The organism is Enterobacter sp., assembly GCF_977039595.1.
On record NZ_CDRQYH010000044.1, the window covers coordinates 1 to 11,979 of the forward strand.

Genomic DNA, 11,979 nt, shown 5'->3' on the forward strand with positions numbered 1-11,979 from the left:
ACCCCGTCAGTAGCTGAACAGGAGGGACAGCTGATAGAAACAGAAGCCACTGGAGCACCTCAAAAACACCATCATACACTAAATCAGTAAGTTGGCAGCATCACCGGTTTGCGCGAACACCACCTGTGGCAGAAATCGCGCAAACCTAATACGCACGTTCGGTAATTAACTGCCCTTGCGTTTAGGCAGAGTTTTCATCAGATCGTCCGGACTGACGGACGCCACAATACTGCCCGGCTGCGGCATTTTGAAGATGTGGTTTTTCATCTTGCCAATCACATGCATTTCGCAAGGACGGCAGTCGAACTTGAGAGTAAGAACTTCATCACCGTTTACAAGCTGCATGGGGGTTGCCTTCCAGCTCTTAATATTCCCTTTCGCCTGCTTAGGGCAAAGGTTAAACGCAAAGCGCAGGCAGTGCTTGGTGATCATCACCGGCACATCGCCCTTCTCTTCATGCGCTTCATAAGCCGCGTCGATCAGCTGCACGCCGTGGCGATGATAGAATTCACGCGCTTTATGGTTATAGACGTTGGCCAGGAAGGATAAATGTGTCTCCGGGTATACGGGTGCAGGTACGGCTTCCGCTTTACGGCTAGCGCGCGGATACTGCGCCAGGCGCGCGGCATCCAGCATCTCTGCCGTTTCACGACGGAACTGGTTAAGCAGGCTGTTCGGCACGAACAGGGCATCCGGCAGACTGACCTCAACGTTACGGGCGTAGTAAATCGTCTGGCCAAGCTTCGCCACCCCATCCTTCAGGCTGTTGAGCGCTTTTTCCGCGTTGTTTGCCACCTCGAACAGGCCATCGAGCGTATGCGTTACGCTGATGCCGTCTTCACAGGTCATGGTCAGAATCAGCTGCTCTTCCCAACCGCCCAGCTCAATGTCCACCGCGATACGACGTTCGCTGGAGGTTTTCAGCAGCGCCTGCTGCCAGTTATGATCGAGGTTACGGTTAAGCGCCGCGTTTGGCCGCGCCTTGTAGAGATCGGCCGGCATCTCATTCGGCCAGACGCGGTAGCGGTTCTCGCCGGTTTTCTCGACCGTATTGGCGCGGAAGCCCACGACCTCACGCTTAATCATCACGTTGAGGCCATCGCCGTTCGCCAGCGGTTCCGTCACTTCAACATCAAGGTGATCCTTCGCCACTTTCAGCACTTCACCCACCGGTAAACCGATAAACTTCGGTGAGTCGAACGCGCCGATATCCCCTTTACGGGCATTCACAAAATAGTCCGTGCTGCCGCGGTGGAAAGTTTTGTCCGTCGACGGAATAAAGAAATGTTCGGTGCGTCCGGCCGACGCGCGCGCCAGGTCACCGCGATCTTCAATGATGGCGTCCAGCATCTGGCGATAGTGCGCGGTGATATTCTTCACGTAGCTCATATCTTTGTAGCGCCCTTCAATCTTGAAGGAACGCACGCCCGCGTCGATCAGCGCGCCCAGGTTGGCCGTCTGATCGTTATCCTTCATGGAGAGCAGGTGTTTTTCGAACGCCACGACGCGGCCCTGATCGTCTTTCAGGGTATACGGCAGACGGCAGGCCTGAGAACAGTCGCCGCGGTTGGCGCTGCGGCCCGTCTGTGCGTGGGAAATATTGCACTGACCTGAATAGGCGACGCACAGCGCACCGTGGATAAAGAATTCAATCGTCGCGTCTGTCGCCTGGTGAATATCGCGGATCTGATTTAGGTTCAGCTCACGCGCCAGAACGATCTGCGAAAAGCCGACGTCAGAGAGAAACTTCGCCTTCTCAACCGTGCGGATATCACACTGGGTACTGGCATGCAGTTCAATGGGGGGAATATCCAGCTCCAGCACGCCCATATCCTGAACAATCAGGGCATCCACCCCGGCCTGGTAGAGATCGGTAATCAGACGTTGCGCAGGCTCCAGCTCATCATCATGAAGAATGGTGTTCAGGGTCACGAACACTTTCGCCCCGAAACGGTGGGCGAACGGCACCAGTTCAGCAATATCGCTCAGGCTGTTGCTGGCGTTATGGCGGGCACCGAAGCCTGGGCCACCAATGTAGACGGCATCTGCGCCATGAAGGATCGCTTCACGGGCAATGGCGGCGTCGCGGGCCGGGCTTAAAAGTTCAAGATGATGGGATTGCAGGCGCATACTTCGTCGTTATCCGTTATGGTCAAAATGGCGGCTATTGTAGTCAGAAGTATGCGTCAGCGAAACAGTTTTGCGTAGCGTCAGCGGGGATAATGAATCAGGGAGTGAAAATGCACCGTCCGGTCGCTGCTGTTGCGGTAGGCGTGCGGTTTATCGCCTGCGAAACGGATGCCCGAATCGGCAGAAATCGTCTGCCATTTGCCGCCAAGCTTCATCTCCAGCTCGCCGCTTACTACGACGACATGTTCTATTACCCCGGCCTCATGCGGCGTGGATTCGCTCAGCGCGCCGGGTGCCAGCGTGATGGAGAAATAATCAAACCCGAGCGTCTCGTCCCACGGAAAGAGCGGCTTGACGACCATCGCCTGCTGCTGGGGATCAAATACCGCCTGCCGGTCCGCCTCTGGGGTGATGAACGCGGAAAACGGCACGTTCAGCCCGGTGGCAATTTTCCACAGCGTCGACACCGTCGGGCTGGATTCATTGCGCTCGATTTGACCGAGCATGGCTTTTGACACGCCGGTCTCGTCCGCGAGCTTCGACAAACTCCAGCCGCGCGCCTGGCGCAGCGTTTTCAGCGTTGTTGCAAGGTGTAGTGTGATATCCATGTTCCCTCCTGGTGACGATCAGCATACCACTTGTACGCTATAGCGCACAGTGCTACCTTACTCCGGACGTTATAACGCACAATGGAGTTTTCATGCGCCCATCCTCTCACTTTATTCCGGTCGCACTGGCTGGATTTGTCGCCGTTCTGGTTGGTTACGCCAGCTCGGCCGCCATCATCTGGCAGGCCGCCGCCGCGGCAGGCGCCAGCGCACAGCAGATTGCGGGCTGGATGACCGCGCTGGGAATTGGGATGGGGGTCAGCACGCTGGCGCTTTCCTGGTGGTACAAAGCGCCCGTACTGACCGCCTGGTCGACGCCCGGCGCGGCGCTGCTCGCCACCAGCCTGCACGGCGTCACGCTGGCAGAAACCATCGGCGTGTTCATCTTTGCTAACGCGCTTATTTTGCTCTGCGGCATTACCGGGCTTTTCGCCCGTCTGATGAAGCTGATCCCTCATTCGCTTGCTGCCGCCATGCTGGCAGGGGTATTGCTGCAGTTTGGCCTCCACGCGTTTGCGCATCTTGAGGGGCACTTTCTGCTGTGCGGCAGCATGATTGCGGCTTGGCTAATCGCAAAAGCGCTGTCGCCGCGCTATGCCATCGTGGTCACGCTGCTGGTGGGCGGGATTGTGGCATGGGCGGCAGGTGACGTTGTCACGGATAAACTCACCCTTTCTCTGGTAATGCCCGAATTTATTGCACCCGCCTTCACCTTCACCAGCCTGGTGAGTATTGGCTTGCCCTTCTTCCTCGTGACCATGGCTTCGCAAAACGCGCCGGGGTTCGCCACGATGAAAGCCTCCGGTTACCCGCTGGCGGTCTCACCGCTCATCATCGTCACGGGAGGGCTGGCGCTGCTGTTTTCTCCGTTTGGCGTCTTTTCCATCTGCATTGCGGCTATAACCGCCGCCATTTGTCAAAGCCCGGATGCACACCCGGATGCGGGTAAACGCTGGCTGGCGGCCATCGCAGCGGGAGGATTTTACCTGCTGGCGGGAATTTTCGGGGGCTCCATTACCGGGCTGATGGCCGCACTGCCGCTCAGCTGGATCCAGACGCTGGCCGGTCTGGCGCTGCTGGGCACCATCAGCGGGAGTTTATATCAGGCGCTGAGTAACGAAGCGGAGCGCGACGCGGCTATCGTCACGTTTCTGATGACCGCAAGCGGCGTGACAATCCTGGGCATCGGTTCGGCATTCTGGGGGCTGGTGCTGGGCGGGATGTGCTACGCCCTGTTTTCACGCACTCGCCGCACGTAGCTGCGAAGGCGTCATGCCCGTCGCGCTGCGAAAGCGGTTGCTGAAGTGGCTGGCGGAGTTGAACCCGCAGGCAAGCGCGATGTCCGTCAGCGGCGTCGTCGTATGCTGGACGAGGGCCTTAGCTTTATCCATTCGCCTCTGCATCACGTACTGATGCGGCGCCAGCCCCGTCGACTGGCGGAACATGCGGGCAAAGTGGTATTCGCTGAGCGCGGCCTGCGCCGCCAGCTCGGCCAGCGTCAAGGGCTGGCCCAGGTTCTCTTCAATAAAGGCCAGCACGTTGCGCAGCACGAATGGCGATAGCCCTCCGGTGACGACCGGCAGCTTCCACTGCACGTTAGAGTAGTTTTGCAGCAGATGGGTCAGCAGCAGCGTAGAGGCCGTGCTCAGGGTGAGCTGGTTGGCGTGCTGCTGCCAGTCGCAGCCGAGCAAAAACTGCCGATACAGCGCGGTGATCTTCGGATCGCTACCAAAAATGCGCTCGTCAAGGGTCAGCGAAAGCGGACGCTTGTCCCAAATCTTTTCCCCCACGTCGCGCAGGTGTTCGTCGGTGCAGTAGAGATGCACAAACGACAGGTCATCGCGGATATCCCACGTCGATTCGCTCTCTTTGGGCATCAGACAGAAACGGTCCGGTCCCCCGCCGTTCTTCCAGCCGCCCGGCGTTTTTTGATAGCTTTCGTAACCGTCCGCCACGTACAGGCTGAGGGTATGATGGTTACTTTTTACCGTTATCGTATCGTGCTTGTTGTACCATGCTGCCAGCTGAATACCCGAATTCAGCGAGACGGTTTCCCGCAGAACTGCATTCTGTTGGCAAAGCGTTTCAAAGGTATCGTAAGCGTGAGACATAACCGTTAGCGCATAATTGATGGGAATATCAGTCTAAGAAGAGTTGCCCCCCGTTGCCAGTCCCGCCGGAAGAAAAAAGCGCAAGATTTTGCAAGTCACCCGCAATCCGGTGAAAGCCCGTCGCGAATTTCAGCGCCATACTGCGGGCTTCCGTGATTTGAGAAGAGAAAAAGTATGAACGCTATATTATACGGACTGGTGGTGGTCATCTGGGGAACCACCTGGATTGCGATTTTCCTGCAGCAGGGTCCCGTAGCGGCGCCCGTCTCGATTTTCTGGCGTTTCGCCGTCGCCAGCCTCACGATGATGGCGGTGTTAATCGCCCTGCGCCGCCTGCGCAAGCTGGCTCTGCGGGATCACCTCTTTTGTATGCTCCAGGGATGCTGCGTTTTCTGCTTTAACTTCTGGTGTTTTTACGCCGCAGCCTCGCACATTAATACCGGGCTGGAGTCGGTGATCTTCTCCATGGCCGTGCTCTATAACGCCATCAACAGCTTTATTTTCTTCGGGCAGCGTCCGCCGTCGCGCTTCTGGACGGCGGCGGCGCTGGGCCTGATCGGGATCGTCACCCTCTTCTGGGACGATCTGCTGGCCAGCGGCTGGAGCGCATCGCTCCTGACCGGGATTGGCCTCTCCGCGCTCGGCACCTACGGCTTCTCGCTGGGCAATATGATCAGCATGCGCCATCAGCGCAGAGGCCTGGAAACCATGACCACCAACGCCTGGGCGATGCTCTATGGCACGCTGGTGATGGGCTGCATTGCGCTGTTCAGAGGCGATAGCTTCGCGCCAGAGTGGACCATCAGCTACATTGGCGCGCTGCTCTATCTGGCTGTATTTGGTTCGGTGATTGCCTTTGGCGCCTACTTCACGCTGGTGGGACGCATTGGCCCGGGCAAAGCGGCCTACAGTACGCTGCTCTTCCCGCTGGTGGCGCTGTCCATCTCTACGGTGTATGAAGGCTACGTCTGGCATATCAACGGTATAGTGGGGTTATTGCTGATTCTGGGGGGAAATATGGTGATGTTTACCAAACCAGAAACCTGGTTCAGACGCATACGAATGGCGTAAATAAAAAGGCCTGCATTACGCAGGCCTTTTTATTTTATTTCGCGGTCTTTTTCACATCAAACATGGTGGCGTCCGTCGCCATGTCATCAACAACCTGCTTCAGAGTTGCAAAGGTCATCGGCGTACTTTCGTTGTTCAGATCTTTACCTTCGCCTTTACGCACCACCTTCATGACCGGTTTGTTGGTGGCCGCATCGATCAGTTCGCCTTCAAAGAACAGATGTGTATCCATGGTGCGATGCCCGGTTGCCATCTGCGTACCTGCTACCACCAGCGCGACCGGCACCACTTCATAGAACTGCAGACCTTCTTTCTGCGAACTCACCCCGGTAATTGCACCGCGGAAAATCAGGCTATGTTTACCCGGCGTGGTCACAATCGGCTTACGCGTGCCAATTGCCGTTTTCATTTTGGTATTGGTGTAGTTCAACAGCTCATCAAGCGTTTTTTGACCAATTTGCGTGGTTGGTTTTGGCGTTGGATAATACGTAATCGGTGTCCAGAGAATACTGTCGTAATTAGCTTCGTTATAGGAAGGATCAACCCAACGCAGCGTTGGTTTACCCGTCGCAGACGTTGTCTGCTGCAATCCTGAATAGTCTTTTAAAAAGCCAGAATATTGTTCGGGAGCTGCGACTTTCGAAGAACAGCCCGCTAACGTCAACAGACCAGTAAGCACTGCAACTTTAAAAAAAGTTTGAGTACGCATGATAGTTTTCCATGTTATCTGCAAGTATGCATTTGAAGTTATAGCAAAAGACCGGCGGGTTTGTTGTGACAAAAAATGATGCGGAGAGCACAAATTGCGAAAAGACTGCCCGGAGGCGTGCCGGGCAGTGAAAAATTACTGATTTATATCCAGTTGCCAGAACAGATGTTTGCCAAACGGGTCAATTTCATAGCCCGTCACCTCCTTGCGCACCGGTTCGAAAATGGTTGAATGCGCAATCATTACCGCGGGCATCTGGTCATGCATCATCTGCTGCGCCTCTTTATATAGCGCCACGCGCTTATCGCGATCGGTCGTTGATTTTGCTTCCGCAATAATTTTATCAAAGGGCTTATAGCACCATTTCGCCGAATTTGACCCACCGTTTGCCGAGGTGCAGGTAAATAGCGGGCCGAAGAAGTTGTCCGGATCGCCCGTTGCCGTCGTCCAGCCCATCAGCGCGGCCTGATGCTCTCCGCCCTTCACGCGTTTCAAATACTCGCCCCATTCGTAGGTAACGATTTTGGTCTGCACGCCTATTTTCGCCCAGTCCGCCTGAATCATCTCCGCCATGCGTTTCGCATTCGGGTTATAGGGACGCTGCACCGGCATCGCCCATAAATCGATGCTAACGCCGCTGGCAAAACCGGCCTCTTTCAGCAGCGCTTTGGCTTTTTCAGGGTCGTAGTCGTAATCCTTAAGCTCGCTGTCTGCGCTCCATACGCCCGGCGGCAGCAGGTTCTTCGCAGCGGTGCCGGTACCGTGGAACACCGCATCAATAATGGCTGGTTTATTGATGGCCATCGCCAGCGCCTGACGGACCTTCACGTTATCCAGCGGCGGCTTTTGGGTATTGAAAGCCAGAAAACCGGTATTCAGCCCGGCTTTGCTCATCAGGTTGATGTCTTTGTTCGCCTTCATGCGCGGCAGATCCGCCGGGTTCGGGAACGGCATCACCTGACATTCGTTCTTCTCAATTTTGGCAAACCGCACGGAGGCATCCGGGGTGATGCTAAACACCAGCCTGTCCAGCTTCGATTTTCCCTGCCAGTAGTCGGCAAACGCCGTAAACAGGATCCGCGAATCTTTCTGATACTGCGCCAGCTTAAACGGCCCGGTGCCGATGGGCTCCATATCCACCTTCTCCGGCGTGCCCGCTTTGAGCATCGCGTCGGCATATTCCGCGGACAGGATCGAGGCAAAATACCATGCCAGATCGGCGACAAACGGCGCTTCCGGGTGCGCCAGGGTAAAGCGCACGGTGTGCTCATCAACTTTATCAATGCTCGTTATCAGGCTGCCAAACTCCAGACTTTCAAAGTTGGAGTAGCTGCCGTTAGAGACATTGTGGTAGGGATGATTCACGTCTTTCTGCCGCATAAACGAGAAGATCACGTCGTCGGCGTTGAAGTCGCGGGTTGGCGTGAAGGATTTATTGCTCTGGAACTTAACGCCCTTACGCAGAAAGAAGGTGTAGACCTTGCCGTCGTCGCTCACCTCCCAGCGCTCCGCCAGGCTCGGCACCAGCTCCGTGGTGCCGGGTTTGAAATCGACCAGACGGTTATAAACCGGCACGGCGCTGGCGTCGACGCTGGTTCCCGAGGTGTATAGCTGAGGGTTAAAGTTTTCCGGCGATCCTTCGGAGCAATACACCAGCGTTTTCGCAGCGACAGCGGAACTGACCGTGAGTGCCGCGAGCGCCAATGTGAAAGTTGTGAGTTTGCTTGTCATCATTTATTCCTGTCTTTTTAATTCGACGGCTAATTAATTCTTTTGCCATTTCATAAATAACATTAAAGTGATGTGGCAAACACCTGAAAAATAAATAAGGAATAAATCACTATGGGCTCGCCGCTTTCCAGACAATTAACGCACCGTTTTTTCCGCTATCTCGCGATCACCAGCCAGAGCGATCCCAAAGTCAAAACCCTGCCCTCAACGCCGGGCCAGCATGACATGGCGCGCGAGCTGGCGCAGGAGCTGGCACAGCTGGGGTTAGACGACATTGTGATAGATGAATTCGCCACGGTGACGGCGGTTAAAAAAGGCAACGTGCCCGGTGCACCGCGCATCGGTTTTATTACCCATATTGATACCGTCGACGTGGGACTTTCACCGGATATTCATCCACAAATATTAACGTTTACCGGTGAAGATCTCTGTCTGAATAAAGAGAAAGACATCTGGCTGCGGGTTAACGAGCACCCTGAAATTCTGGCTTATCCGAACGAGGAGATTATTTTCAGCGACGGAACCAGCGTATTGGGCGCCGATAATAAATCGGCGGTCACGGTGGTCATGACGGTGCTGGAAAACCTCACGGCGGAGCATCGGCATGGGGATATCGTCGTGGCGTTTGTGCCTGACGAAGAAATCGGCCTGAACGGTGCCAAGGCGCTGGATCTTAAGCGCTTCGACGTCGACTTTGCCTGGACCATCGACTGCTGCGAGCTGGGTGAAATTGTTTACGAGAATTTTAATGCGGCCGCCGCGGAGATCCGCTTTACCGGCATAACGGCGCACCCGATGTCCGCCAAAGGCGTGCTGGTGAATCCCCTGCTGATGGCGACTGATTACATCAGCCATTTTGACCGCCAGCAAACGCCGGAGTGCACCGAGGGACGTGAAGGCTATATCTGGTTTAACGGCATTCAGGCCGGACAGAACGAGGCCGTTCTTAAGGCCAATATCCGCGACTTTGACAAGGACAGCTTTGCCGCGCGCAAGCAGCAGATTGCCGACGTGGCCGCACTGATTGCCGCCCAATATCCGACGGCCAGAGTGGACTATCGCATTGAAGATACCTACAGCAATATCAGCAATGCGATTGGTGAAGACCGGCGCGCTATCGATCTGATATTCGAGGCGATGGAATCGCTCGGCATCACGCCGAAACCGACGCCGATGCGCGGCGGCACCGACGGCGCGGCGCTCTCGGCAAAAGGGCTACTCACGCCGAACTTCTTCACCGGGGCGCATAACTTCCACTCGAAGTTTGAATTCCTGCCGCTGTCGTCGTTCGAAGCGTCTTACAACACGGCCCTGCAGATCTGCCTGCTGGCCGCCCGTTAAGCGGGCTTGCGCGCCAGCATCGTGGCAAAGCGCAGCTTGATGCGGTTACCGTTTTCATCGGTGCGGTGCAGTTCGCCAACGTCTTCGTTGTATTTGAGCAACTCCCAGCCTTCATAGTAGTTGCTCAGCTCACCGCTCTTGAACGCAAACGGGAAGCCGACGGTGCACGGGTAATCCACCGTGTCCATCGCGGCAACAATCAGGTTGTAGCCGCCAGGCCTGGTGCAGCGCTGCATATTAGCGATAAGACCCGGGATGGTTTTTGACTCCAGGAACATCAGCACCACGGTGGAAAGAATGAAATCGTACTCGCCGTCAAAACTCAGGTTGTTGAGATCTTTAATCGCCGTGTGGAGGTTATCGATCCCTTCTTCCGCCTTAATGCGCTCGATATTATCGATGCTCATCGGGTTCTTGTCCCACGCGGTGACATCGTGGCCGTTAGCTGCAAGATAGAGGCTGTTACGGCCGTTGCCGCAGCCCAGATCCAGCGTTTTACCGGGTTTCACAATCTCCGCGCTGTACAGCACTTCTGAATGGGTACGGGTTAAGCCGTATTTCTCTGTGAAGTAATTCTCATCGACAGTCATTGTTTTCCTGCGTTCTCATAAAGTGAAAGTGCATCCTGGATGCTATTTTAAGGCGTTTACCGTCTGGTTGCCAGCCGCTCGAAATGCGAAAACTTTGCTACGTTTAGTGAAGACGCTTATCAGAGACATGAAGATGAACAAATATCGCCTCAGCGACGAGACCCGCCTCTGGCAATGGAAAAATGGCGAAACTACCCACGCCACTACGCTGCGGCAGATTATCGCCACGGCGGACTTTAACGACGTGACTGTCGGGACGAGAGGCGGCTGGATTGACGATGAGCGCGCCCTCGCGCAGGACGGCCACTGCTGGATCTACGATGAAAACAGCGTGGTGTTCGCCGGAGCGACCGTGTCCGGCAACGCGCGTCTTACCCTGCCGTGCGTCGTGAGCCATGATGCCCGTATCGGTGACAGCTGCTGGCTGGACGGCGCAGAGGTCAGCCACGGAGCGCGAATAAGTGACAACGTCACCATTCAGCAATCCTGCGTGCGGGGCGAGTGTCATATCTACGGCGAAGCGCGCGTGCTGCACCACAGCGTGGTCATTGCTGCCAAAGGGCTGACGCCGGACCATGAACAGATCCTGCAAATCTACGATAAGGCAACGGTGAGCCAGTCGAGGATTGTGCACCAGGCGCAAATCTACGGCGAGGCGATGGTTAATTTTGCCTTTGTTGAACACCGGGCCGAAGTCTTCGACAACGCGATCCTCGAGGGAAACGAACTCAACAACGTGTGGGTGTGCGACTGCGCAAAAGTCTATGGTAACGCCCGCGTGATTGCCGGCTTTGATGAAGATGCCATCCCAACGGTGCGCTACAGCTCGCAGATTGCGGAGAATGCCGTGGTCGAGGGAAACTGCGTCATCAAGCATCACGTCCTGATTGGCGGTCAGGCCTGGCTGCGCGGCGGGCCGATCATGCTGGATGATAAAGTCGTGATTCAGGGGCGCGCGCGCATCAGCGGGGATGTGCTGATCGAACATCGGGTTGAAATTACCGGCGATGCGGTTATTGAAGCATTTGCCGGCGAGAGCATTCACCTGCGCGGCGAAAAAGTGATAAACGGCGACCAGCGCATCACCCGCACGCCGCTGCTGGGTGCGTTATAGGGTATAAATCCTGCCGTAGATATTCACGTCGTCAAAGCGGTCATTCAGGTATTCCGCTTCCCGCAGGCACCCTTCCAGCGTAAAACCGTTGCGCACGGCAACGCTGTTGCTGTGTTGATTCGCCACCCGACACTTGATCACAAAACGACGGATTTCACCGCGCTCAGCGTAGTAGCGCATAAACGCCTGCAGTGACCGGGAGAGGATACCCTGCCCCTGGTGGGCTTCATCCAGCCAGTAGCCGATGTACCCGGCCTTGTTGGTCGGTTCAATCGTGTTGAACGACAGGACGCCAACCAGCGCATCATCCTTGAAGATCAAAAACATTTTGGCGTAGCCGCGCTGGTGCAGCATCTGGTTACTCTGCACGTTGCGGCGGGTATCCTCTTCGCTACCTACGTGCTGCGCCCAGTCAAAGGCGGTTTGCAGAAAGATTCTGTTTTTGACGACGAGGTTGTGCAGATCGGCGGTATAGCGCTCTTCGACGGCGCGAAGCTCGAGAGCGTTAGATACCGGGATAATTTCGGATTTTACTGCGGTCATTGCCCCTCACCCTAACCCTCTCCCGGAGGGA

General features: G+C 55.8%; 12 protein-coding genes. 5 read left to right on the forward strand and 7 right to left on the reverse strand.

All coding sequences use genetic code 11. From position 1 onward, the window contains the following. The first annotated feature begins 99 nt into the window (after window positions 1-99). Window positions 100-165 carry a DUF2554 family protein gene (locus ACWYRJ_RS13865; protein ID WP_455508112.1) on the forward strand — a complete coding sequence of 22 codons (66 nt, stop codon included), beginning with the start codon at window positions 100-102 and terminating at the stop codon, window positions 163-165. Here the strand turns inward: ACWYRJ_RS13865 and ACWYRJ_RS13870 are convergent, their stop codons facing one another. Both ACWYRJ_RS13870 and ACWYRJ_RS13875 read right to left on the reverse strand, forming a co-directional pair. Continuing rightward, window positions 166-2,130 carry a peptidase U32 family protein gene (locus ACWYRJ_RS13870; protein WP_455508095.1) on the reverse strand — a complete coding sequence of 655 codons (1,965 nt, stop codon included), beginning with the start codon at window positions 2,128-2,130 and terminating at the stop codon, window positions 166-168. It abuts the gene before it with no gap. Window positions 2,131-2,210: 80 nt separating this feature from the next. Further along, on the reverse strand, window positions 2,211-2,738 hold the full coding sequence (locus ACWYRJ_RS13875) for a helix-turn-helix domain-containing protein (protein ID WP_111964622.1): 528 nt from the start codon (window positions 2,736-2,738) through the stop codon (window positions 2,211-2,213). Window positions 2,739-2,830: 92 nt separating this feature from the next. Here ACWYRJ_RS13875 and ACWYRJ_RS13880 point away from each other — a divergent pair, with 92 nt between their 5' ends. Continuing rightward, window positions 2,831-3,997, forward strand: coding sequence for a benzoate/H(+) symporter BenE family transporter (locus ACWYRJ_RS13880; RefSeq protein WP_455508096.1), 1,167 nt, complete (start codon window positions 2,831-2,833; stop codon window positions 3,995-3,997). Here ACWYRJ_RS13880 and ACWYRJ_RS13885 read toward each other — a convergent pair. Beyond that, window positions 3,977-4,849 carry a helix-turn-helix transcriptional regulator gene (locus tag ACWYRJ_RS13885; protein ID WP_111964624.1) on the reverse strand — a complete coding sequence of 291 codons (873 nt, stop codon included), beginning with the start codon at window positions 4,847-4,849 and terminating at the stop codon, window positions 3,977-3,979. The genes ACWYRJ_RS13880 and ACWYRJ_RS13885 overlap by 21 nt on opposite strands. A gap of 174 nt (window positions 4,850-5,023) precedes the next feature. Here ACWYRJ_RS13885 and ACWYRJ_RS13890 point away from each other — a divergent pair, with 174 nt between their 5' ends. Next, window positions 5,024-5,920: a DMT family transporter gene (locus ACWYRJ_RS13890; protein WP_455508097.1), complete on the forward strand. Its 897-nt coding sequence runs from the start codon at window positions 5,024-5,026 to the stop codon at window positions 5,918-5,920. Between the two features lie 34 nt (window positions 5,921-5,954). Here ACWYRJ_RS13890 and ACWYRJ_RS13895 read toward each other — a convergent pair whose 3' ends face one another. Together ACWYRJ_RS13895 and ACWYRJ_RS13900 are read right to left on the reverse strand one after the other, a co-directional pair. After that, window positions 5,955-6,629 (reverse strand): DUF3313 domain-containing protein, encoded by a 675-nt coding sequence (locus tag ACWYRJ_RS13895; protein ID WP_455508098.1) that lies wholly within the window; start codon window positions 6,627-6,629, stop codon window positions 5,955-5,957. A gap of 135 nt (window positions 6,630-6,764) precedes the next feature. Continuing rightward, window positions 6,765-8,360, reverse strand: a complete 1,596-nt coding sequence (locus tag ACWYRJ_RS13900; protein ID WP_455508113.1) for an ABC transporter substrate-binding protein — start codon at window positions 8,358-8,360, stop codon at window positions 6,765-6,767. Between the two features lie 111 nt (window positions 8,361-8,471). On the opposite strand from ACWYRJ_RS13900, the gene pepT reads away from it, so the two are divergent. Then, window positions 8,472-9,701 carry a peptidase T gene (pepT, locus tag ACWYRJ_RS13905; RefSeq protein ID WP_455508099.1) on the forward strand — a complete coding sequence of 410 codons (1,230 nt, stop codon included), beginning with the start codon at window positions 8,472-8,474 and terminating at the stop codon, window positions 9,699-9,701. On the opposite strand, the gene tehB is transcribed toward pepT, so the two are convergent. Continuing rightward, entirely contained in the window at window positions 9,698-10,291 is a 594-nt protein-coding gene (gene tehB, locus ACWYRJ_RS13910) for a tellurite resistance methyltransferase TehB (RefSeq protein WP_111964629.1), read from the reverse strand. The two genes, pepT and tehB, sit on opposite strands and share 4 nt — an antisense overlap. A 133-nt stretch (window positions 10,292-10,424) precedes the next feature. Between tehB and ydcK the strand changes: the two genes are divergently transcribed. Continuing rightward, a complete protein-coding gene (gene ydcK / locus ACWYRJ_RS13915) occupies window positions 10,425-11,405 on the forward strand; it encodes a YdcK family protein (RefSeq protein ID WP_325848147.1) in 981 nt (326 codons plus the stop codon). Here ydcK and rimL read toward each other — a convergent pair. After that, window positions 11,400-11,948 carry a 50S ribosomal protein L7/L12-serine acetyltransferase gene (gene rimL / locus ACWYRJ_RS13920; protein ID WP_455508100.1) on the reverse strand — a complete coding sequence of 183 codons (549 nt, stop codon included), beginning with the start codon at window positions 11,946-11,948 and terminating at the stop codon, window positions 11,400-11,402. The genes ydcK and rimL overlap by 6 nt on opposite strands. Window positions 11,949-11,979 lie beyond the last annotated feature (31 nt).